This window comes from Pontibacter fetidus (genome assembly GCF_010119545.1).
In the GTDB taxonomy this organism is placed as follows: Bacteria; Bacteroidota; Bacteroidia; order Cytophagales; family Hymenobacteraceae; genus Pontibacter; species Pontibacter fetidus.
On the sequence record NZ_JAAEAA010000028.1, the window covers coordinates 15,102 to 39,527 of the forward strand.

16 protein-coding genes are annotated in these 24,426 nt (G+C 44.1%); 10 read left to right on the top strand and 6 right to left on the bottom strand.

The window, feature by feature from the left end:
• Nucleotides 1-89: 89 nt before the first annotated feature.
• A complete protein-coding gene (locus GWO68_RS16355) occupies nucleotides 90-518 on the bottom strand; it encodes an NADH-quinone oxidoreductase subunit A (RefSeq protein ID WP_162347549.1) in 429 nt (142 codons plus the stop codon).
• A 43-nt stretch (nucleotides 519-561) separates the two neighbouring features.
• The gene (locus GWO68_RS16360; protein ID WP_162347550.1) at nucleotides 562-999 is read right to left on the bottom strand and encodes a CBS domain-containing protein; all 438 of its coding nucleotides are present in this window, start codon (nucleotides 997-999) and stop codon (nucleotides 562-564) included.
• A 431-nt stretch (nucleotides 1,000-1,430) separates the two neighbouring features.
• Between GWO68_RS16360 and glgX the strand changes: the two genes are divergently transcribed.
• A complete protein-coding gene (gene glgX / locus GWO68_RS16365) occupies nucleotides 1,431-3,608 on the top strand; it encodes a glycogen debranching protein GlgX (protein ID WP_162347551.1) in 2,178 nt (725 codons plus the stop codon).
• Between the two features lie 220 nt (nucleotides 3,609-3,828).
• Complete coding sequence (locus GWO68_RS16370) at nucleotides 3,829-4,290, top strand: DUF4268 domain-containing protein (protein ID WP_162347552.1); 462 nt, start codon at nucleotides 3,829-3,831, stop codon at nucleotides 4,288-4,290.
• 806 nt (nucleotides 4,291-5,096) lie between these two features.
• Here the strand turns inward: GWO68_RS16370 and GWO68_RS16375 are convergent.
• Entirely contained in the window at nucleotides 5,097-7,577 is a 2,481-nt protein-coding gene (locus GWO68_RS16375; RefSeq protein ID WP_162347577.1) for a penicillin-binding protein 1A, read from the bottom strand.
• 256 nt (nucleotides 7,578-7,833) lie between these two features.
• On the opposite strand from GWO68_RS16375, the gene GWO68_RS16380 reads away from it, so the two are divergent.
• Nucleotides 7,834-8,571: a Mut7-C RNAse domain-containing protein gene (locus GWO68_RS16380; protein ID WP_162347553.1), complete on the top strand. Its 738-nt coding sequence runs from the start codon at nucleotides 7,834-7,836 to the stop codon at nucleotides 8,569-8,571.
• 1 nt (nucleotide 8,572) lies between these two features.
• Here the strand turns inward: GWO68_RS16380 and GWO68_RS16385 are convergent, their stop codons facing one another.
• Nucleotides 8,573-9,871, bottom strand: a complete 1,299-nt coding sequence (locus tag GWO68_RS16385) for an NCS2 family permease (RefSeq protein WP_162347554.1) — start codon at nucleotides 9,869-9,871, stop codon at nucleotides 8,573-8,575.
• Between the two features lie 168 nt (nucleotides 9,872-10,039).
• On the opposite strand from GWO68_RS16385, the gene GWO68_RS16390 reads away from it, so the two are divergent.
• The 3 genes from GWO68_RS16390 to ligD all read left to right on the top strand — a co-directional run bounded on the left by GWO68_RS16390 (nucleotide 10,040) and on the right by ligD (nucleotide 13,876).
• Nucleotides 10,040-10,375, top strand: coding sequence for a hypothetical protein (locus GWO68_RS16390; protein ID WP_162347555.1), 336 nt, complete (start codon nucleotides 10,040-10,042; stop codon nucleotides 10,373-10,375).
• A gap of 26 nt (nucleotides 10,376-10,401) precedes the next feature.
• Entirely contained in the window at nucleotides 10,402-11,187 is a 786-nt protein-coding gene (gene ku / locus GWO68_RS16395; RefSeq protein ID WP_162347556.1) for a non-homologous end joining protein Ku, read from the top strand.
• Between the two features lie 145 nt (nucleotides 11,188-11,332).
• Nucleotides 11,333-13,876, top strand: a complete 2,544-nt coding sequence (gene ligD / locus GWO68_RS16400) for a DNA ligase D (RefSeq protein WP_162347557.1) — start codon at nucleotides 11,333-11,335, stop codon at nucleotides 13,874-13,876.
• Nucleotides 13,877-13,986: 110 nt separating this feature from the next.
• Here ligD and GWO68_RS16405 read toward each other — a convergent pair whose 3' ends face one another.
• Both GWO68_RS16405 and GWO68_RS16410 read right to left on the bottom strand, forming a co-directional pair.
• A complete protein-coding gene (locus GWO68_RS16405; RefSeq protein ID WP_162347558.1) occupies nucleotides 13,987-15,060 on the bottom strand; it encodes an NADH:flavin oxidoreductase/NADH oxidase in 1,074 nt (357 codons plus the stop codon).
• A 905-nt stretch (nucleotides 15,061-15,965) separates the two neighbouring features.
• The gene (locus GWO68_RS16410) at nucleotides 15,966-17,897 is read right to left on the bottom strand and encodes a M13 family metallopeptidase (RefSeq protein ID WP_235942107.1); all 1,932 of its coding nucleotides are present in this window, start codon (nucleotides 17,895-17,897) and stop codon (nucleotides 15,966-15,968) included.
• Nucleotides 17,898-18,594: 697 nt separating this feature from the next.
• On the opposite strand from GWO68_RS16410, the gene GWO68_RS16415 reads away from it, so the two are divergent.
• From GWO68_RS16415 to GWO68_RS16430, 4 genes are all read left to right on the top strand, one after another.
• Nucleotides 18,595-19,383, top strand: a complete 789-nt coding sequence (locus GWO68_RS16415; RefSeq protein WP_162347559.1) for an outer membrane beta-barrel protein — start codon at nucleotides 18,595-18,597, stop codon at nucleotides 19,381-19,383.
• Nucleotides 19,384-19,795: 412 nt separating this feature from the next.
• Nucleotides 19,796-20,572, top strand: coding sequence for a polysaccharide biosynthesis/export family protein (locus GWO68_RS16420; protein WP_162347560.1), 777 nt, complete (start codon nucleotides 19,796-19,798; stop codon nucleotides 20,570-20,572).
• A gap of 11 nt (nucleotides 20,573-20,583) precedes the next feature.
• Nucleotides 20,584-22,932: a GumC family protein gene (locus GWO68_RS16425; protein WP_162347561.1), complete on the top strand. Its 2,349-nt coding sequence runs from the start codon at nucleotides 20,584-20,586 to the stop codon at nucleotides 22,930-22,932.
• A gap of 106 nt (nucleotides 22,933-23,038) precedes the next feature.
• Nucleotides 23,039-24,331 (top strand): nucleotide sugar dehydrogenase, encoded by a 1,293-nt coding sequence (locus GWO68_RS16430; protein ID WP_162347562.1) that lies wholly within the window; start codon nucleotides 23,039-23,041, stop codon nucleotides 24,329-24,331.
• Nucleotides 24,332-24,426: the final 95 nt, after the last annotated feature.

Sequence of the window (24,426 nt, forward strand, 5' to 3'; positions counted from 1 at the left end):
GGTAGGGTGAGTGTCGTTATTCGTTGCGCGTTGTTCGTTAATCGAACTATAGATCTTATGTCTTTATCAAGTTGTCCTTTGTCAGGCAATCAGATAGCAGGCTTTTGCATGCGCTTGTAAGCTGCCAGTATTTTCTTTCCATCCGGGCCAAAGTCCAGTGCGCCCATGCGCCATTCGTAAATCAGTACCACTACCAGCATCACCATAAACACAGCCACACCAGCGTAGCCATACCAACCCAACTCACGGAAAGCAATGGCCCAGGAAAGTATAAAAACCGTCTCCACATCAAATATTACAAAAAGCATAGCCACCATGTAAAACTGCGAGGAGAAACGGATACGGGCAGAACCTTCGCTAACTATACCGCCTTCGTAGGGCTCAGTCATGGCGCGGCCTTTGCCACGTTGGCCCAGCACATACGACAAGCCAAGTATAACTCCTACCAGGCTCAGCACAATGCCGCCATAAACCAACAGGGGCCACAGGGGCACGGTATTTACTTCTGAAGCGTCCATAGCGTTTCCGGTTTAAACTATAGCAACTATAAAGGCAGTTATCTTACTCCTGGTGGCCGGTAATGTAATGTTCCAGCTCTTCTATTATAAATTTCTGCTCTTCTATCATGTACCTTACAATATCTCCGATAGAGACGATGCCAACAAGATTTTGATTATCGAAAACCGGTAAGTGCCGGATATATTTGCTTGTCATGAGGGCCATGCATTGCTCCATGGTCGTGTCGGGAGTAACGGTAACAGGGTGTTCGCTCATAATTTCCCGTACAAGCGTTTCTTTAGATGCCTTGCCCTTCAGGATCACTTTGCGGGCGTAGTCACGTTCTGTTAAAATGCCAACAAAACGGCCTTTATCTAAAACTAACAGCGAACCGATGTGGTGCTCTTCCATTTTCTCAAGCGCGCTGTAAACAGTGGTTTCCGGACTTACAGAAATCACGTCGCCACGTTTTTTCTGCAGAATGCATCTAACAGTTCCCATACTTCCCCCTTCTGTAAATAAGTTAATCTGAATATTTAAAACTATATACGATCTTAATTAAAAAAGGTAAAATAATTATGTGATAGTTTATGTTTTATACAATAAATGCAAAAGCAACTATAAGCTGCTGATTCATAATGTAAGTGGCTGACAGCGAAGGTGTAAAGCAAAATTATAGTTAAAAAATCAGCTATAATATCTCAAAAATGAATGTTTAGATTGGAGAGTGCAAAAAAACGGATAAAGGATAAGACTTATTATAAAGTATAGGTGTATTCTAAAAATTATATTTTAAAGAACCAGGTTTTCTAAAAGTTTTTATGATTGACAGGACAAAGTAGACTTAACTATTTGCCTGTTAAAAAGTATAATAGGTGCACTGGAAAACACAGCCGGATACGCCGGGACTAAAAAATATAAACTATAGTTATATGAGTATTCCAATATATCCGGGCAACCCGTATCCGCTGGGCGCCACCTGGGATGGAGAAGGAGTTAACTTTGCACTTTATGCCGACAATGCCACAGGCGTAGAGCTTTGTTTGTTTGATGATATCACCAGCGAGCAGGAATCGGTAAAGATAAAACTGGTAGAGCGCACACACCAGATATGGCATACCTATTTGCCCGAGGTAAAGCCTGGCCAATTATACGGTTACAGGGTGCAGGGCCCTTACGAACCAGAAAACGGGCACCGGTTTAATCAAAACAAATTATTGCTTGACCCCTATGCAAAAGCTATTTCGGGACCGGTAGAGTGGCATGACTCGCTGTTCGGTTACAAAGTAGGTGATTCTGCCGAAGACCTGAGCTTTAGTGAAACCGATAGTGCCCCCTTTATTCCGAAAGCGGTAGTTATTGACCCGAATTTTGACTGGCAGGGAGACAAGCCACCAAAAATACCTTATCACAAATCTGTTATTTACGAAGCACACGTAAAAGGCTTCACTTACCTTCACCCTGATATTCCGGAAGAAATTAGAGGTACCTATGCCGGCCTGGCACACCCGGTAACTATAGCTTATCTGCAGCAACTGGGTATAACAGCCATAGAGCTTATGCCGGTGCACCATTTTATAAGAGACCGTCACTTAGCAGAAAAAGGGCTTACAAACTACTGGGGTTATAACTCGATCGGATTTTTTGCGCCGGATGTACGCTATAGCAGCAGTGGTACCCTAGGGGAGCAGGTTGTAGAGTTTAAAAATATGGTGAAGGCTTTCCATAAAGCAGGCATAGAGGTGATACTGGATGTAGTGTACAACCATACCGCCGAAGGTAACCACATGGGCCCGACGCTCTCCTTTAAAGGCGTGGATAATGCATCGTATTACCGGCTTACCGAAGAGAACAAGCGCTATTACATGGACTATACCGGTACTGGCAATACCCTGAATTCGAGTTTGCCAAGCGTGTTGCGCCTGATCATGGACAGCCTGCGTTACTGGATTTTGGAAATGCACGTGGACGGCTTCCGTTTTGACCTGGCTTCTACACTGGCCCGGGAGCTGCATGGCGTTGATAAGCTGGGCTCTTTCTTTGATATCATTCACCAGGACCCGGTCATCTCGCAGGTTAAATTAATTGCTGAACCCTGGGATGTAGGGGAGGGCGGCTACCAGGTTGGGAACTTCCCGGCTGGCTGGACAGAGTGGAACGGAAAGTACCGCGACTGCATGCGCGATTACTGGCGTGGCGAACATAGTATGCTGGCAGAATTTGCCGAGCGCTTTACGGGTAGTTCTGATCTGTACCGGGATGATTACCGTCGCCCGACTGCCAGTATCAATTTTATTACGGCCCACGACGGTTTTACCTTACACGACCTGGTATCTTATAACGAAAAGCACAACGAAGCCAACGGCGAAAACAACCAGGATGGCGAAAGCCATAACCGATCCTGGAACTGTGGCGCCGAAGGTCCGACTGATGACCAGGCTATAGTTGCGCTACGGAATCAACAAAAACGCAATTTCCTGACTACGCTTTTCCTGTCGCAGGGGGTGCCGATGCTGGTGGCCGGCGACGAGATGAGCCGTACCCAAAATGGTAACAATAACGCATATTGCCAGGACAATGAAATATCGTGGCTGAACTGGGAGAAGGCCGATAAACAGCTGCTTGACTTTACCCAAAAACTGATAGCGTTACGAAAACAACACCCTGTTTTCTGTCGCCGCCGCTGGTTCCAGGGTACGCCAATTAAAGGGTTAGGAGTGGAAGATATTGCCTGGTTTTTGCCTGATGGTACCGAAATGACAGATGAGCACTGGAGCCACGACTTTGCCAAATCGCTGGCGGTTTATATGAACGGGCACGGATTACGTAGCGTAGGGCCTAAAGGAGAGCAAATGATAGATGATGACTTTTTCGTGATATTCAACGCGCACCACGAGCCCCTGAAATTTAGGCTACCGGCTGAAAAGTATGGCACCAAATGGAGCAAGGTGATTGATACCACCACCGGGCAGGTAGGTGTAAACGGAAAAGTATACAGTGCTGGAAAACTGTTGGAAGTCGGCGCCCGCGCAGTTGTGTTGCTACATTCCCAGACCCAGAAAAAACCGAAAGTGGCAGAACTAGCTCATAAAGCAAGCGAACCGATCTAAACGCATGGTTAAAAATTAGTCCTGCGCTTAAAAAAGCTGAGAACTAAACCTGAGTTTATGATTTTTGAGCTTTGTAGTGCTATCATGGATTAGAAAAGGGATGTCGTGAGAATTATTTCCGGATGATTATCTTTCTGCTGATTCGAATAGTGAACTGGCTCTACAACTATAGTTATGGCCGAAATTTCTGATTGTCGGGAGTAATCACCAATTTTGCTGCATGTACACACGCGAACAGGCTTCACAAATACGGCAGGCTTTCTGGACAGCTTTTGGACAGTACATTGCGCCGCAACTTTCGGCAGAAGGCTACCGCACCAACTGGTCTAACTATAAAACCGGTTATAAGCACGTATACTTCCGTATGCGCGCCGAAAAGAAGTCTGCCACGATTAGCATCGAGCTTACACACCCCGACCCCGACATTCAGGAACTATACTTTGAGCAGTTTGAAGAACTTAAAACCTTGCTGCACGAAACCTTAGGCGAAGAATGGGAGTGGGAACTGCATGGCGAAGATGAAGAAGGCCGCACCATAAGCAGAATTTATAAAGAGCTACCGTCTGTAAACGTGTTCAACAAAGAAGACTGGCCACAACTGATCTCGTTTTTCAAACCCCGTATCATAGCCCTGGATGAGTTCTGGAGTGATGCCAAATATAGTTTCGAAGCGCTGAAATAATTTCTATTCGTTATTTAGAAAAGCGGTCATCCTATAGTTAGGTCTATATTTTTCTTTGTTATTCCAAATTCAGTAGAAATATGGGTACTTTAGACCTCGTAGTGTGCGCAGCTCTTACGAGCGCTGCTATGCTATAGTTCTTACTCTGTCATTTCGAACACCGTGAGAAATCTAGTTTCTATAGTTGAAGTATACTTTCCCTAACTTCATTCTGAGCGTTAGCCGAGGAATCTTATATATCCTTTACCTAACTATAGTTGCGTCTTGAGCCAAGCCTTTTCTTTCAAATTTCCTGTACTCCTGGGAGCTTTACTTACCTATCGTTTCATTTTTAGCTTTGGTGCTCTCACGGCCGGGAGGCCACGTCTTTGGGCATCGCGCTGCTGCCTTCTTGCTATCCTCGTTCCTCAGATTGCCTGCGGCACCGCAACAAGTCAAAGGCGCTCAACCCAAAGACTGTGATCTTTCTATTATTGACCTATAGCTATAGTTTAGACTGATAAGCTCCGAAATTCATCGTGATTATATTTTCGTAGGGACAGGTCGCGACCTGTCCGCTCTTGGCCTTCACCAATAAGGCTATAAATCTAACTATAGCAGTAGCAGAAAAGCTCCCCTCCTTAGGCAAGTCTTGGATCCCGAACTAGTTTCGGGAGAGGGGTAGAGGTGGTTGGACCAACAGCAACTATAAAACTATACTTTCAACTTTAGCAAAGGCCAAAAACTCCCTCTCCTGGCAGGAGAGGGCTGGGGTGAGGTGAAACTATAGTTCATTCATTATAACTATAGCAAAAGACCAGGCAACCTTAGTCCTTCCACCAACCCCGTTCTTTCTTTTCGCGTTTGCGCTCTTCTTTGCGTCTTTTTCGTTCTTCTTTCCAGCCTTTAAAAGTGTCTTTTACTTTCTCCCCAACGTCATCGAGTATCCTGCCGAAGAAGGTTTCATGCGGCGGTTCGGCGCGGTAAGGTTCACAATCAACTAAAAGCTGCAGGTAAGGGGCCAGTTGGGTAAAATGACTGTTGTAGTAGCCAACATAGGCCGGATCTAAAGCAATGCGTTTGGTGAAGTCTCCCCAGATAGGTAAGGCTGTAGCAGAGCCCTGGCCCAGTGCCAGCGTCCGGAACCTAACTTTCGGGCTTTCGGCGCCAACCCACACGCCCGTTACCAGGTTAGGAGTTATGCCTATAAACCAGCCATCGGCATTGTCCTGGGTGGTTCCGGTTTTACCGGCAATATCCATCTGCAAACCAAACTGAGAGCGTAACTTGGCAGCACTGCCTTCTTCTACTACACCCTGCATCAGGTATAGCATAATAGCTGCGTTAGATTTAGAAATGGCCCGGCGTAAATGTTTGTCAGTTCTGTCTTCGCGAAGCACTTTGCCTGTTCGGTCGGTAATTTTACGGATATAGATAGGTTCTACTTTGTACCCTTCATTAGCTATAGTGGCATAGGCATTTACCATTTCAAATAACGATAGATCAGCTACGCCCAGCGCCAGAGCAGGCACTTCCGGAACTTCGCTTTCTATACCTAAGCGGTGCGCCAGGTCTACGGTTTTGTCTACCCCAGCCTTCATCATTACCTGCGCCGACACCGTATTTACCGAATGGGCCAGACCGCCACGCATTGTATATTCGCCCCCATATTGCTCGTTGGCGTTTCTCGGGGACCAGTCGTCATATTCGGGGTAAGTGATACGTTCGTTTTTAAACCAGGTGCAGGGCGCTACGCCACGCTCCAGGGCTGCAGCATACACAAAAGGTTTAAACGTAGACCCCACCTGGCGTCTGGAGCGCACATGGTCGTACTTAAACACATGATGATTGATACCGCCAACCCATGCTTTTACGTGGCCGGTATAGGGGTCCATAGACAGCAGGCCAGCGTTCAGGAATTTCTGGTAATAGGCCAGTGAGTCCATCGGCGACATGGTGCGTTGTTTACTTCCCTGCCAGCTAAAAACCTGCATGGCTCTTTCTTTCTGAAAGTCCTGTCTGATATCTGCGTCTGTTTTGCCGTTGGCTTTGGCTTTTTTATACCTGTCGGTGCGGCGCATTGCTTCCTGCAGAAAGTTTGCATCGCGGCCCCAGGGGTTGCGGCCTTTCCAGTGGTTATCAAAGGTACGCTGCAAGGCGGCCATTTTATTTTGAACAGATTTTTCGGCGTGCGCCTGCATTCCCGCATCTATAGTTGTATAAATCTTCAGGCCGTCAGTATACAGGTTGTAGGGTTCGCCATTATCCTTCTTTTTCGTTGCTGCCCATTCTACCAGTTCCAGGCGCAATTGCTCTCTAAAATAAGGGGCAATCCCATCGTTATGGTTTGTTACATGATAGTCCAGTTTCAAGGGCTTTTGTTTCAGATCATCAGCTTTGCCAGCATCCAGGTATCCGTATTTTACCATCTGATTCAGCACCACATTACGGCGCTGTTTCGAGCGTTCCGGGTTTAGGCGCGGATTATAGGTAGTTGTCGCTTTTAACATCCCGATCAGTACGGCAGCTTCTTCAGTCTTTAAATCAGAAGCCGGTTTGTTAAAGAAACGTTGTGCCGAACGCTCAATGCCATACAAATTTCCGCCCATTGGCACGGTATTCAGGTATAGCTCCAGCAACTCCTCTTTTGTATAGATACCTTCCAGTTTGCGGGCAATGATGATCTCGCGGAGCTTGTTTACCGGCATATCCCAGAACCAGTAATGCCGGCGCGGGTACAGGTTTTTGGCCAGCTGCTGGCTAAGCGTACTACCACCACCTGCACTCTGGTCCTGCATAAGTATAGACTTAACTATAACCCGGCCAAGGCTGCGCACATCCACTCCGGAGTGCTCGTAAAAGCGGGCATCTTCGGTAGCAACAAGCGCCTGGATAGCGGCAGGAGCAATGTCGTTATACTTTACATTGGTACGGTCCTGTATAAAATAGCGGCCAAGCAGCACGCCGTCAGCCGAGTAAACTTCTGAAGCGGTATTATTCTGTACAGCTTTCAGTTCGCTGCGCGAAGGCATGCTGCCCATAGCACCCAGGTACACCAACAGGTAAAAAATAGTACAGATCAGTATAAAGTATAAGCCAGAGCGGTAAGCAATTCTCATTACAGATTTGCGGTCCCGGGTCCAGTTAAAGGTGCGTAGCCTTTCCCGTTTCTGTTGCCAGTAGGCAGCGGTAAATTTTGGTTTCTGGCTCCTGAAAAAAGCAGACAGCTCCGCTTTTAAGAAGTTAAAAAGGGGCTCCAGTACGCCGTAAACTATAAGTCTGATGAATTTTAAAAGCGCTCGCTTCATGTAGTAAGTAAGTACGCCGCCGGGGCAGCGTTTCCGATTAGCTCCTTTACCTGCAATTGCAGGCACTGGTTGCACGGTAGTGGTTTTAGTTAAAGTTAAAGGTATGGCAATTGCCGGGCATTGCACAAAAATTGCGCCATTCCCCGGCCCGACCTGTAACGAAATTGACGATCGTTTGGTGCGGTTGTTCCTGTTAATTTGTTGCTGTACCTGGTGGCTATAGTTTGCGTAGGTTATAGTTTAGATTTCTGATGCGATGCTTTTCACTGCCAGTTTCCGGTTTCATTTTACCCTGAACGATTTTCTGGATCCCGGTGACCGGAATGCCTGGCTAAGCTATAGTTTCAGGGATGCGCCGGCTGTAAAAGATGCTATTGAAGCGCTGGGCGTGCCGCACCCGGAAGTAGATCTGGCGGTAGTGAACAGTGCTATAGTTGATCTGAACTATAAACTACAGGCCGGTGATAAGGTAGAAGTTTACCCTGCCAGCCTCTATGCCATGTGGCCCGAAAGGGAAAGACTTATCCCGAAAAGTACGGCGCCTTACCAATTTGTGCTGGATGTGCATTTGGGCAAGCTGGCCAGGTTGCTGCGGATGTTGGGATTTGATACCGCGTATGATGCCGGTCTTTCAGATAAAGCGATTGCTGAGATAAGTATAACCGAAAACCGCATTTTACTTACACGATCTGTCGGGTTGCTGAAACTGAAAGCGATAACCCGTGGCTACTGTCTTCGCTCGCAGCAGCCCGAAACCCAGCTACAGGAAGTAATAAGCTACTACACACTTGGCCCTGAATTTAAGTTGTTTTCGCGGTGTATGGTTTGTAACGGCAATATACTGACAGTGCCAAAAGAGCAGATCTGGGACAAGCTTCCTCCCAAAACGAGACTATACTACCACGAGTTTTACCAATGCAGTAACTGCCAGCGCGTGTACTGGAAAGGCTCCCATTACGACCGAATGCAGCAATTCATAACTCAACTAAAGTAAGTTAATGCATGATCAGTGCCAGCACACAAAAAATGTCTATAATCCAGAGGGCAGGGGTTATTTTTTTATGCTTGCCGCTCACCACCTTTAGCAACGTGTAGCTCAAAAAGCCCCATATTATACCTTGTGTAATGGAATAAGTAAACGGAATTAGCACCATAGCCAGGAATGCAGGAATAGCATCATCCAATGCAAGCCAGTTTATGCGGGTAACCGGCCTGATCATGAAAGCGCCAACCAGCACCAAAGCCGGCGCCGTAGCTATAGCCGGCACTACCGAAAGCAACGGAGCCAGGAACAGGAAAGGCAGAAAAAGCATTCCACCCACCACAGCAGTCAACCCGGTACGCCCGCCAGCATCAATCCCCACCGCCGACTCGATGTACGCCGTGCCGGGGCTTGAGCCTACCAATCCAGCCATAGTTGTAGCCACTGCGTCTGTCAGTAAAGAGCGTTGAATGTTGCGCGGTTCGCCATGCTCATCCAGTAAATCTGCTGCTTCGGCCAGACCAACCAGGGTAGAGAGGCTATCGAAAAGGTCGGTGAATACAAATGCGAAAATGACAGGCCATACCGCAAACTGCAGTGAGTTTATAAGGTCGAGCTTAAAAAGCAGGCTGAAATCAGGAGCTGAAAAAACGCCCTGCCAGGTAACTATAGTTTCGGTGCCATACCAGCGGCCCAGCGGGTAAGCCAGCAGTGTTGTTACAACTATACCTATCAATATGGCTCCTTTTACGTTGCGCACCAGCAGTATCGCCGTTAGCAATAACCCAACTATAAACGTAACTATAGTTGGCGTAAGGGCATTTACACCCACAATCGTACCCGGGGTCTGAACTATAAACTTTGCATTGGCCAATCCAATCAAGGTAATAAACAGACCTATACCAGCTGCAATGGCATAGCGCAACGGTTTCGGGATGGCTTTTACAAGGTGTGTCCGGATGTTGAAGACAGAAAGCAGCAGAAAAATAATGCCCGACCAGAAAACTGCCCCCAAAGCTACCGGCCATGGCACCTGCATACCAATAACGGCAGAGTAAGTAAAAAAGGCGTTCAGGCCCATACCAGGTGCTACCAGTATTGGGTTTCGGGCATAGAGCCCCATCATTACGCTGCTAAAAAAGCAAACCAGCACGGTGGCTGTCAGTACCCCGGAAAACGGAAGGCCGGCCTGGCTGAGTATACTGGGGTTAACCACAATAATATAGGAAGTAGCCAGAAAGGAGGAGATACCGGCAATAATTTCGGTTTGTACCGTGGTGTTATTTTTCTCCAGGTCAAAGTATGATTGCATAGGCAGCAGGCGATGAGGTTGTATAAACTATAACCCCCTTACGTGAAAAGCCGACGATATGTGAAATTTATAGTTCATCAGGTTTCAAACAGACGGTTTGTCTCTTAAAATCATACCTGAACGGCTATTCAGCGTTTAAGACTATACATTAAAAAAGAAGTAGCATATATGGAACGTAAAGAAGAACTAACCTCGCTGGTAAAAATACTGGACCGTGTCCGGAAAGAAGGCTATAAAACTGATTTCAGGATTGGTAAAGATAACCTGTTACACACTATGGATGACGAACAGAAGTTTGATCCGGAGCAGGTACAGATCGTTAATTTTTACCGCTTCGAGGGCGAAAGCAACCCCGACGACATGGCCATACTGTATGTGCTGGAAACGAACACTGGCCTGAAAGGTACCATCTCAGATGCTTACGGCACTTATGCTGACGCAAAGGTGCAGGCTTTTATGAAACAGGTAGAAGACCTGGGCAAAAAACTGGACCGACACAGTTAAGCAACCACCACACAAACTATAAAACTATGAGAACAATATGGAAAGGCTCGCTGGGCTTTGGCCTGGTGAATATCCCGATAAAAATGTATAGCGCTACCAAAGACCGCCGCCTTGACTTTGACCTGATCGACCGCCGGAACCACGCCCGTGTGCGCAACAAGCGGGTAAACGAAAAGACAGGCGAGGAAGTACCTTACCAGGAAATTGTAAAAGCTTACAAGTATAACGGCAAGTATGTAGAGCTAACCGACGAAGAACTTGACCGCGCCGAAGAAGAAAAGAATACCCTGATACAACTCGACTCTTTTGTAGAAGAAGAGGAAATAGACGAAATATACTTTAAAAAGCCATACTACCTGAGCCCCGAAAAAGGAAATAAAACCGGGTATGGTTTGCTGCGCGATGCCATGCGCAAAACAGGCAAAGTAGGCATAGCCACTATAGTGATGCGCGGCCAGGAAGAGCTGGCTGTAATAAGGCCGCTGGGCGATGCGCTGGTATTGCAAAAGCTGCGCTTTGTAGAAGAAGTAAACAAAACCGATGACCTGGAACTGCCCCACAAAGTGGATATAGGCGGCGCGCAACTGGACATGGCCGTGGAACTGATAAACCAGTTTACCACAGAATTTGACATCCGGGATTACCGAGACACTTATACCGAGAAGCTGATGAAAACCATAGAGGCAAAAGCAAAAGGCAAGAAGAAGGCTGCACCTGAAAAGGTAGAATCCATCCCGACCAAAACCAAAGACCTGATGGCCCAGCTAAAAGCCAGCCTGAGCTCAAACCAGCCTCGTATGCGGGCATCATAGTTGGGTTATCGGTTATCAGGTCTGTTTAATACTTATTGAACTGATTTCTGTGATGCAACCGGTAACGCATATTAAATTATAACCAATATACTTTCATTCGCTCATTTACCTCAAACAACCAAAATTAACAACCAGCAACCAAACCATGGGTTTACAGCAATATAATCAGAAACGTAATTTCGGAGAAACGCCCGAACCGGAAGGCAAAACGCAAAAGCACAAAGGCGCGCTGCGCTTTGTTGTGCAGCGGCACGAGGCATCTACGTTGCATTACGATTTCAGGCTGGAGATGGAAGGCGTACTCAAAAGCTGGGCTGTGCCGAAAGGCCCATCCATGAACCCTGCTGACAAGCGCCTGGCCGTGCACGTTGAAGATCATCCGTTTTCGTACCGTACTTTTGAAGGCGATATACCGGAAGGAAACTATGGCGCAGGCCACGTTGCTATCTGGGATGAAGGTTACTATAGTTCTGTTGAGACCGACGACCCGGCGGAAGGGGAGAAGTTGCTGCTGCAAGGCCTTGAAAATGGAAGTATAAGTTTTGTGCTGGAGGGTACTAAACTACAGGGAGCTTTTTCGCTGGTAAAAATGAAAGGCCGCCAAGAGGGTGCCTGGTTGCTGGTAAAGAAAAAAGACGAATACGCAGTTACAGATCACTATGATAGCGAGGAACATATGGGCAGGTTAGCGGAAACGACGGCTAAAAGGAAAACTGGAAAGGGTACATCTGCTAAAACCTCCAAAACAAAAACAACTGCAAAACCTGCTAAAATGCCGCACCACATTGTGCCGATGATGGCAAAACTGACCGATGGCCCGTTTGATGGCGATGACTGGATTTACGAGATTAAGTGGGACGGTTTCAGGGCGGTGGCTGAAGTGCAGGGCGGCAACGTAGAGCTTTACTCACGCAACGGCAAATCATATGGCGAAACCTACAAACCTATCCTCGACAGCCTGAAGCAACTGAGCCTGGATGCCGTGCTGGATGGTGAGATTGTAGTGTTAATTGATAAAGGCTATGCCACGTTTCAGCAGTTGCAGAATTACCAGAACACTCCATCCGAGCATTTGTACTTTTATGTTTTCGATCTGTTGTACCTGAACGGCGAAGATCTGCGCGACCTGCCCTTACTGGAGCGCAAAAAAAGGCTGGAAGAACTGCTTGCTGATGAATTGCCTGCTGTGCGATATTCTGACCATGTGGTAGGCAATGGGGTCGCGTTTTTTAAAGAAGCCCAGCGAAATAAAGTAGAAGGCATCATGGCTAAGAAAGCCGACAGCCCGTACCGCACTGGCAAGCGCAGCACCGAATGGCTTAAAATTAAAACACATATGCGTCAGGAAGCTGTAATTGCGGGCTTCACAGAACCAAAAGGCAAGCGTAAGCACATCGGTGCCCTTTTGTTAGGAGTTTATGAAAATGGTAAGCTAACTTACGTTGGCCAGAGTGGCAGCGGGTTTAACACCAAATCACTGGAAGCACTGAAAGCAAAACTGGATAAACTGGTGCAGCCCGAATCGCCGTTTGCCGGCAAAGTGAAACCTAATGCGCCCGCCACCTGGGTTAAGCCCGAACTGGTAGCCGAAATAACGTTTGCCGAATGGACCAAAGAAGGCATTATGCGACAGGCCATTTACGAAGGACTACGGGAAGACAAAAAAGCCACAGACGTGGTGCGCGAAAATGCCATCCATACCACCGAAGCATTAGCAGAAGCTGAACACCAGCCAAAGGCGAAAAAAACTACCACTATGAAAGAAAGCTCAACTACAAAAGATAAGAACCGCACTACGCAAACTATAGCCGGGCAGGAGGTTTCGTTTAGTAGCCTGGATAAACTATACTGGCCTGATGAGCGTGTTACCAAAGGTGACCTGATCACTTATTACCAAACTATAGCCGACATTATATTACCCTATTTAAAAGACAGGCCGCAGTCGTTGTTCCGTAATCCGGAGGGTATAGTTAAGCCGGGGTTTTTTCAGAAAGATATAACGCACGCACCAGATTGGGTACGAACTATAAAACTGAAAGCCGAAAGTACAGGTGAGGATGTAGAGTACCTGGTGTGCGACAATAAAGCTACACTGGCCTATATGAACAACCTGGGCTGCATACAGCTAAATCCGTGGAACTCGCGCATTGCCAACTTAGAAAAGCCGGACTACATGGTAATTGACCTGGATCCCGGCGAAAATACCTATGATGATGTGGTGGAGGTAGCATTGGTAACCAAAGAAATACTGGATAAAGCAGGAGCTGAAACGTATTGTAAAACATCTGGCGCTACAGGTATGCACCTGTTCGTGCCGCTTGGGGCAAAGTATAGCTTCGACCAGGCCAGAGATTTTGCCCATTTGGTAGCTCGATTGGTACATGAAAAACTTCCTAAACTCACCAGTCTGGAACGCAGCCCGAAAGAACGTCGCAAACAAGTTTACCTTGATTTTTTGCAGAACTCCATCGGTCAAACTATAGCTTCGGCTTACACCGTTCGACCTAAGCCAGGAGCTACTGTTTCTACACCACTAAGTTGGGACGAAGTAAAACCAGCCTTAACCCCGGAAGCTTTTACCATTAAAAATGTGCCGGAACGCATCAAACAAAAAGGAGATTTATTTAAGGGTGTGCTGGGCAAAGGTATAGACCTGGAGAAGTGCCTGAAGAAGCTTAAACAAGTATAGATTTAACGTATTATCAGCTGGTGCGAGCTTAATCAAGTATTGCAAAACAAACTACAAGCTTGCACCAGCTGATATACTCACAGATCTTTTAAATCCCCATTAATTCAGGTTCAGGCTTTCCGTGGTTTTGCCCTTTCGTACTGCGATGGCCAGGTGTGTTCGTAGCCAAGTTCCAAGGCAGCATGCATCGGGAAGTAAGGGTCGCGCAAAAGCTCCCGTGCCAGTAAAACAATATCGGCCTGCCCGGTTGCAACTATAGTTTCTGCTTCCTGCGCTGTAGTTATCATACCCACTGCACCGGTCATAATGCCGGCTTCCTTTTTAATACTTTCAGCGAATTGTACCTGGTATAAGGGGCCAACCGGAATTTTAGCACCGGGTACATTTCCGCCTGTAGAGCAATCGACCAGGTCTATGCCCTGTGTCTTTAATACTTTTGCTAAGTTAATAGAGTCTTCCCCTGTCCAGCCGCCTTCGGTCCAGTCGGTAGCCGAAATACGAACTATAAGCGGATACTCGGCAGGCCACACAGCTTTTATGTTTTCAGTTACTTCCAGCAACAATCGTATTCTGTTTTCGAAAGTGCCGCCATAGTTATCGGTTCGTTTATTGCTGAGCGGTGAGTAGAATTCGTGCAGTAAGTAGCCGTGCGCTGCATGTATCTCAATCACTTTAAAACCAGCTTCCAATGCCCGTTCAGCGGCCGCCCTAAAATCAGAAATTACTTTTTGGATACCTTCTAAAGTCAGTTCCTGAGGGGCAGGTTCTCCCTCTGAAAAGGGTATGGGGCTTGGCGCCACGGTTTGCCAGCCACCCTCAGCTATAGTTAGCGGTTTAGCCCCTTTCCAGGGACTGCTGTGGCTTGCCTTTCGGCCGGCATGTGCCAACTGCACGCCTGGTACTGCGCCATGTTCTTCTATAAAAGCATTAATGCGTTGCCACATAGCAATGTGTTCTTCTTTCCAAAGGCCGATATCATCCGGTGTAATTCTACCTTCCGGCGAAACTGCAGTAGCTTCGGCAATAACCAACCCAGCTCCACCAACTGCCCGACTGCCCAAATGCACCAAATGCCAGTCATTGGCAAATCCATCCTGGCTGCTATACTGGCACATAGGCGAGACAGCGATCCTATTTTTGATTGTGATGCTTTTTAAAGTTAGCGGAGAAAATAAGTTGGCCATTCTGAAAGTGTAAATTAGGGGTATAGTTCTTTCAACTATAAACGCTGCGGAATGTTTTGGTATACTTCATACTATTGGCATTTTTTGAATAGGGAGATTACTACAAATCATTAGCTATACTTTCAGGATTTAAACAAAAGATTGTGTATCAACCAAACAGAAACCCAGGCATTTACTTCACTTTAGCTTTCTCTTTTACAGAAGACTACTTATTCAGGAAAGGGAGAAGACCTTACTGTAGTTAGATTTATGGTTCTATAGCTACAGTTTTACCTCACCCCAGCCCTCTCCTAAAAACAGGAGAGGGGGCTTTTTCTGCTTATGCTATAGTTGCAAGCATAGTTTTATAGTTGCAGCATATCCACGGACAGGTCGCGACCTGTCCCTACGAAAATATTGCCACGATCAATGTCGAAGCTTATAAGTTTAAACTAGAGATAGCGGTCAATAGCAGAAAGATCACAGTCTTTGGGTTGAGCGCCTTTGTCTTGTTGCGGTGCCGCAGGCAATCCGAGCGCAGCGAGGATAGCAAGAAGGCAGCAGCGCGATGCCCAAAGACGAGGCCTCCCGGCCATGAGGGCACCAAAGCTAAAGATGAAACGATGGGTTTATTGAGCTCCCAGGAATACAGGAGGCTTGAAAGGATGGCTTGATGTAAGTTGCAACTATAGTTACGTAAAGGACATATAAGATTCCTCGGCTAACGCTCGGAATGACGTTAGGGAAAGTATACTTCAACTATAGTGCGCAGACTTTTCACGGTGTTAGAAATGACAAAAGAGGAGCTACAGAATTTACCTATAACTGGAGTTGCGCTTGTTGTTAAGTCTTTGCAGAAAAAACAAAAAGCCGCTCAAACTATAGTTCGAGCGGCTTTTAAAACTATAAAGCGTATCCTGCTATACTTACCAGATCTTGTTACGATCTTCCGGCTTAATGTAAAGCTTGTCGCCAGGTTTTACATTAAAGGCTTTGTACCAGGCATCCATGTTAACCGGAGCACCAATGGTACGGTACTGGCCAGGAGAGTGTGGATCTGTTACGATAAGCTGCGCTGCAGTTTCAGGTAGCGTGTTGGCTCTCCAAACCTGTGCCCACGACAGGAAGAAACGCTGATCAGGTGTGAAGCCGTCAATCTTCTTCTTCGACTTACCTTGCTTCGTCATTTTAAAAGCTTCGTAAGCAGCATTCAATCCACCTAAGTCACCAATGTTCTCACCAAGCGTTAATTTACCATTTACATGTACTGTATCTAACACAGTGTAAGCATCATACTGGCTGGCAAGGGCAGCAGCTTTCTCCTTAAACTTAGCTAAATCTTCAGCAGTCCACCAGTTGCGCAGGGTACCATCTTTGTCGTACTGGCTACCAGAGTCGTCGAAACCGTGAGAAATCTCGTGACCGATTACCGCACCAATACCACCATAGTTTACCGCATCATCCGCATTCGGGTCGAAGAATGGGAACTGCAGGATACCAGCCGGGAAAACGATCTCGTTCATTACCGGGCTATAGTAGGCGTTTACAGTAGGAGGTGTCATACCAAACTTGGTTCTATCCACTGGCTTACCTAGCTGGCTTACCATATCGTTGAAGCCCCATTGGCCGGCATTGCGCACATTCTGGAAGAAGGTGTTACGGTTAATCTCCAGTCCTTCGTAAGTTTTCCAGTTATCAGGGTAACCTACTTTCGGACGGAAGGCATGTAACTTGGCCAGCGCTTTTTCCTTGGTTTCAGCACTCATCCAATCCAGGCCTTTAATGCGAATCTCATATGCTTTGATCAGGTTCGCTATCATTTCATCCATACGGGCTTTCGCCTCCGGCTTAAAGTGCTTTGCCACATACAACTGGCCCAGCAGTTCGCCTATAGTTCCGTCTGTTAACGACGACATGCGCTGCCAACGTGGGGTCTGTACTTTCTGGCCAGTCAGAGCCTGGTTATAAGCAAAGTTAGCATCTACAAAATCAGTGCTCAGGTAAGGTGCCGCAGATTTCAGAACATTCCACTGCAGGTAGGTTTGCCAGTCGGCAACAGGAGTGCTGGTTAGCAGACCGTTCAGTTCGGTAAAGAATTTAGGCGAGCTAACAAGGATGGTATCCTGACCGGTTACCTTCATTTTAGCCATCAGCGATTTCCAGTCCATGTTAGGAGTGGTTTTGCTGAAATCGGCAACAGCGAATTTATTATAAGTTTTGTACGGATCACGCATTTCTACCCGCGCCATTTGCGCTTCGGCCATTTTCTTCTCCAGGTTGAAGATGGTCTCTGCATTTTTCTCTGCAGTAGCCTTATCTACACCTGTTAAAGTAAACAGTTTGGTGATGTATGTTTTATAGGCTTCCTGTATCTTGGTGTTGCGGGCATCATTTTTTAGGTAGTAGTCGCGGTCAGGCAATGTTGTACCGCCCTGGCTCAACTGCGGAACCATGTTCTCTACATTCTTGCGGTCCTGCCCAATATAAAATCCGAACATTGGAGACGCCGCCCCAACAGTACGCAGATACGTTGCCTCGTTCAGTACGCCGTTTACATCTTTTATACCTTTAATGCGCTCCAGGTCAGCTTTAATAGGCGTATAGCCCAGCTTGTCTATAGTTGCGCTGTCCATGCCGGCCGCATAAAAGTCGCCAACACGTTTCTCAACCGAGCCAGCTTTAGCATTGGTCTTAGCCGCCGCATCGTTAAGTATGGTTCTTACTGCCTTAATGTTAAAGTCGCGCAATTCATTAAAGCTGCCCCAGCGGGTTTCCTTTGCCGGAACTGGATTTGCTTTTAACCAGGCACCGTTGGCATAAGTATAAAAGTCGTCTCCTGGCTTCACGCTCAGGTCCATGTTAGCCTTATTAATAAATGGCGAAGCTTTAGATTTGCCTTTAAGATTGTGTTGTGCCGAAGCATCAAACGCACACATAAAGGCTGCACCAAGTACAAGGTATTTAAACTGAGCCTTCAGCTTAACCTTGCGCTCTCCAGCGGTTTTTGATTGCATAATAGTTGGTTAGATTGTTTTAATTTTTGAAAAAATAGTATCTAAATTTTAAAAACATAGCTAGTAGAAGCATTGCATTAAAACTTTCTAAAAATAACATTTCTGTTTTAGAAAACAGCTTTATTTTTCTTAAGTTTTTATGGATTTACTCGGGCAATTTTATCTGAGATCTACAGGCAAACGACACTTAGAATAGTTTAAAGTATACGGTAAATAGATAGTAGAAATCTATTAGCAATAATAAAAGCAATACATAAGTGGCAGCAAAAATTGTATCAATATGGAGCCACAGTTCGTTAGACCCTAACTTTACAGACTATTTCTACAAATACTGAATGTTTTACGTAACTAATATTGTAACGCAAATGACTAAGTTGTTTCTAGTAACATCCTATAGTTTGGGCTACAATAAACCCTAAACAGGTCTGGTCTGGTATTAAAATTTATTACTTTTTAGACAATTAATTAAGACATATTAATTTTTATATGTATAATTGTGAAAAATTGTATCGTCCATAAGTCAATATATTTCTTTAGATCGATGAAGTTCAGATTTACCTATCTAGCAGTTATCTTCTTATTTTCTATAGGTACAGCGTTTACAGCGCAGGCCCAGCGTGGTAGCAGCAGTCCTAAATTCAGGAGCGCCTACAAACGTAAGTTCAAGCCTTCGTGGAGTGTGTTTGGTGCGCCAGGTATAGCTGTTATTAATAGTGAAAACACGGGTTACTCCACTGGTACAGATGAAGTAGGAATTGTTAAAAATAATGGAATAGGTCCGGCTTTCAATGTTGGTGCTTTATATCAATTCTCTCAGAATCTTGGTATTCAGGGTAATATAGGATATGTTGGTTTTAAAGGTACTGGTGACGCTGTCGGGAATAAATATCCTGAAGTTGATTTTAAAACGAGTGGTGTAGAAGCTTCTACTTCATTAATTGTAAATCTTATCAGCCCTTATGTGGGTCCAACTTCCAGAAACCTTAGGCTCGTTGTGCCTTACGCCAAAGTCGGAATAGGTGTATTAGCTTATAGTTCAGAATCTGAGATCACGGATTCAGGTGTTAAGCAGCCAGACGCTACGAATTACCCAGATTTTACGTTTTTTGCTCCTATAGGTGGAGGTCTGAAATTTCAGTATTCAAAGCAGTTATCTTTTGCTCCTGAATTAAACCTGAATCTTGCATCTACAGACTATCTAGATAATACAAGTTATAACTATACAGGTAAATTAGGCCTTAAAAAGGATGCTTACTTAACTGGTACCGTAAAAGTAATGTATAACCTGACATTCCATCGTAAGAGCCCATTCCGCATTAAGAGGAGATAAATCTTTCGAGAAAATCATTTAAAAGTCCTTCCTAATTAATAGGTAGGACTTTTTTATTAAACAAAACCTAAGATAATCTATTTAAGTTAGGTTAAAGTTAGTCTAATTGATGGCTAGAGTTTTTTTAAATCTTTACTCATATTAGATCATTTTTTGTATAGTTCTCTTGTGTTTTTATACATTTATTTAAATGAACTCTTGACTGCAATTGCCTGTTGGTCTTTCTAAATCTATTAATTCAAGTGAGGTTTTATCTTAGTTAATAAATTTGTACTCTTTTGGATTAAAAGCATCGAGATTTTTCTTTTGCGTAAAGTTTTGTGCATTTTTGCAAATCGGATCATGCTATGACACTTTATGAAATTAGTTAGCAGAATTCACCTCTATTGTGATCCAGAATTTATATAGCCCGATGAAGACAAAAATAGGTTACATAATTGCACTCTTACTTTTAGCTTCATGCTCTCAGCGCAACCTGGTATATTTTAGTGATCTGAAAGAGCAAGATGTTTATTCTGAGAAAATTATTAACAACGCAGAGCCGCAAATACAGCCTGGAGATATTTTAAGTATTACAGTCAACAGCCTAAGCCCAGAATCCAATATATTATTTAATAAAGGAGGAGCAGTTTCCCCAACTGCTGATGCAAGCATCCTTAATGCTTCTAATAAAATTAAAGATGAAGGTTACTTGGTAGACGAAAGTGGAGCAGTAGATTTTCCTGTTCTTGGTAAAGTGATGGTAACTGGTTTAACGGCAAAAGAAGCAAAAGATAAGTTTGTAACCCAATTAAGCAAATATCTTAAGGATCCAATCGTTAATGTAAGGTTCCTAAATTTTAAAGTAACTGTTATTGGGGAAGTGAACAGGCCATCCACATTTGAGGTGCCTAATGGTAAAGTGAGCGTTCTCGAGGCGTTAGGAATGGCCGGTGACATGACCGTTTACGGAAAGCGTGAAAACGTACTGATTGTGCGGGAGAAAGAAGGGCAGCGTAGTATGACCCGCATTAATCTTAATAATAAAGAGTTTTTAGCTTCTCCTTACTTTTATCTTCAGCAGAACGATATAGTTTATGTAGAGCCAGATAAAGCAAAGGCCGCTCAAGCCAACCCTAACAACCGTTTCATCCCGATCATGGTAGCAGCTATATCGGCACTTGCTATAATATTAACCCGCTTTATTTAATTTCCGGTATCATGACCGAAAAAGATTTTTTTCAATTTGAGGCGGAAGCCGAAGAAATAGATATTAAAGCCATTGCTGCAAAGTACCTGCGTTACTGGTACCTTTTTGTACTAGGAGTAATCGTATTCGGATTAGTAGCGTTCCTTTACCTGCGTTATTCTACACCACAGTATAGTATTTCGGCAACTCTTCTTATCAAAGATGATAAAAAAGGTCCCGATCTGGCCGACAATGCAATCTTTAGTGACCTAGATATATTCAATTCTAAAAAGAACATTGACAATGAGATAGAGGTGTTGAAGTCTAAGTCACTGATGCAGCGTGTGCTGTCAGAGCTTTCCATGCATACTAGCTTCTATAGAGAGGGGCATATTAAGAAAACGGAGATCTACGGACGTGAGGTTCCTGTAAAACTTATCATCAGTAAGCTTGATTCATCTGCTTTTAGTAAATCCGTTATTTTAAGATTACAAGGGAATAATAATTTTGAATTGGAAGACGAAGAGGGAAATACTTCCAAACACCAGTTTGGTAAGGAAATAAACAACTCCTATGGTATTTTTACAGTAGTGGCTTCTACAGAAGCTAATTCGACATCTCTTAATGAGATTATTGTTCACTTCCATGATATTCGTAAGCTTGCAGATGGGTATAATGCAAACTTAAAAGTAGAACCAGTAAACAAGAATGCAAGTGTACTTACGCTTACCCTAGTAAGCCCTGTACCTGAAAAGGGTAAAGCCATTATTAATAAATTAATTGAGGTTTATAATAAAGAAGCTGTTGAGGATAAGAACCTGATAGCAGGCAATACGATTGTGTTTATTGATGAACGCCTCAACTTCTTGACCACTGAGCTTTCAGATGTAGAGAAGGATGTGGAGCAATACAAGCGTAAGAATGAACTGACAGATGTAAGCTCCGAAGCAAAGCTCTATATGGAGCGTGCCAGCGAGTATAACAAACAATTAGCTGAATTTGAAATACAAATTGATGTACTTAATTCTTTAGAAGCCTATTTAAAGAAAAGCAATACTCAATTTGAATTGGTACCTAGCACCCTGAATATACAGGATCCAACCTTGCTAGGCTTAACTGCACGTTTTAACGAATTTCAACTGGAACGTGAACGCATGTTGCGCACCACTACTCCAAATAACCCTTTAGTGTTAAATATTAATGATCAGTTAGCAAACCTACGGGTAAATATTCTGGAGAATTTGGGGAATATTAAAAGAGGGCTTACTATAACAAAGAATAATCTACAGGCTAGCTCTTCCCAGTTTCAGTCACGTATTAATCAGGTCCCGTCCATTGAACGTGAACTATTAGAAATTAACAGACAACAAGGCATTAAAGAAGGTTTATACTTATACCTGTTGCAGAAGCGCGAAGAGTCGGCTTTATCGTTAGCAGCATCTGTATCCAATTCACGTGTGATCGATCCTGCAATAGCAACTGATAACCCGATCAGCCCTAAAAAGTCTATCACTTACCTTGTTGCGTTATTACTTGGTTTGGGTATACCTTTTGCAGGGATTTATATTAAGGACCTTTTAAATGACAAGGTTCAGGAACAAAAGGATGTGGAGCGTGCGACTAAAACTCCAATATTAGGAGAAATAGCCCATGCTACAACGGCTGAGCCAATTGTGGTAACAAAGGATAACCGCAGTTCTGTTGCAGAAATGTTCCGGTTGGTACGCACAAATCTACAATTTGCTACGGCAGGAAAAGAAAATAAGATTTTACTCATTACATCTAGTATGAGCGGAGAAGGAAAAACCTTTTTTAGTATCAACCTTGCGGCAAGTCTGGTATTAACTGGTAAAAAAGTAGTAATACTAGGTTTTGATTTGCGCAAACCACGGTTAATGCAAGAACTGAACTTGCCCGATGGTATAGGAATTTCAAATTACCTGATCTCTGATACAGTAAATGTAGATGGTATTATTATACCAGTTGAAAACGTACCCGGGCTCTATGCTATCGGTTCAGGTCCGATACCGCCAAATCCTGCTGAATTAATGTTAAGCAGTAAAGTAAAGCAATTACTTGATGTTCTGAAGGAAAGCTTTGACCATATTATTGTAGATACAGCACCGGTTGGGCAAGTTGCAGATGCATATACACTTGCACAATATGTAGATTCTACCTTATACCTCGTAAGATATGATTATACCCATAAATCACAATTAGAAATTGTTAACAGCATCTATACTTCCAGCAAACTGAAACACCCTATGATTGTGCTGAATGATGCTATAATAGAAAGCAGGTATAGTTATGGGTATGGTTACGGGTATGAGGAAGAGCCTAAAAACAAATGGAGGTTGAAACGGAATAAAATTGAAGTTTAGAAAGTTGTGTAATCTTTTTTTGTGGAAAGTAACAAGCCATACTTCCCGCTTAGGATAGCATAGTATAATTAAATGAAGTTGCTTATTAGGTAATTAATTAAGTAATATGGATATAATAAACTCAAAAATAGCAGTTATTGGATTAGGTTATGTAGGCTTACCATTGGCTATAGAGTTTGGTAAAAAATACAATGTGCTTGGCTTTGACATAAATAAAGAGCGGGTATCAGAGTTAAATAAAGCTAAAGACAGGACGTTGGAAGCTAATATGAACGACCTGCTAGAGGTTATCAAAACAAAAAAAACAGATAACATAGGACTAAGTTTTTCAGCTAATAAAGAAAAACTAAGAGAATTTAATATATTTATTGTAACGGTTCCGACACCAATTGACCATTTTAAAGCCCCGGACCTTCGACCTCTTCTGAAGGCATCAGAGATGCTAGGTTCTGTTCTTAAAGTAGGGGATATCGTTATCTATGAATCTACAGTTTACCCAGGTTGTACAGAAGAAGATTGTGTACCTGTTTTAGAGAGAGTGTCCGGTCTAACGTTTAATAAAGATTTTTTTGCAGGCTATTCTCCTGAGCGTATCAATCCTGGTGATAAGATAAATACACTTACTAAAATCAAGAAAGTAACAAGCGGTTCAACTCCTGAAATTGCAACACTGATAGATGAGCTTTATTGCTCTATCATAACAGCAGGTACACATAAAGCACCAAGTATAAAAGTTGCGGAAGCGGCAAAAGCTATCGAGAATGCTCAGCGTGATGTTAATATATCCTTTGTGAATGAACTTGCCTTGATTTTTGATCGGGTAGGGATTGACACCAGTGATGTAATAGAAGCTGCGAGTACGAAGTGGAATTTTTTAAAGTATAAACCAGGTTTAGTAGGAGGGCATTGTATTGGTGTTGACCCGTATTACCTGGCGCACAAAGCCGAAGCCTTAGGTTACCACCCACAGGTTATCTTGTCTGGGCGCAGGGTAAATGATAACATGGGGCAGTTTGTGGCAAATAAAGTGGTAAAGCTCATGATCAATAAAGATATTAAAATTAAAGGGGCAAGGGCACTAATAATGGGTTTTACTTTTAAGGAGAATTGCCCGGATGTGCGAAACACCCGTGTTATAGATATTTATCAGGAACTGGTACAATTTGGTTTACATGTTGACATTGTCGACCCATGGGCTGACGGTACTGAAGTTAAGGAGGAATATGGGATTTGTATACAAAAAACGGTTAATGAAAATGTGCAGTATAATGCCATTGTAGTGGCTGTAGCACATAACGAGTTTCTTAACTATAACTTTCAGAAGTTAAAACACAACTGTACAGTAATATTTGATACGAAAGCCTGTCTGGATAGAAGTCTGGTGGACGCGAGATTATAGTTCACTCAGGCGCTTGTTTCCTTATTAATTTAAAAACTCCTATAGCTTATAACATTTAGAACAGAAATGTGAAAAGCTAAATGGTTCTATTACTT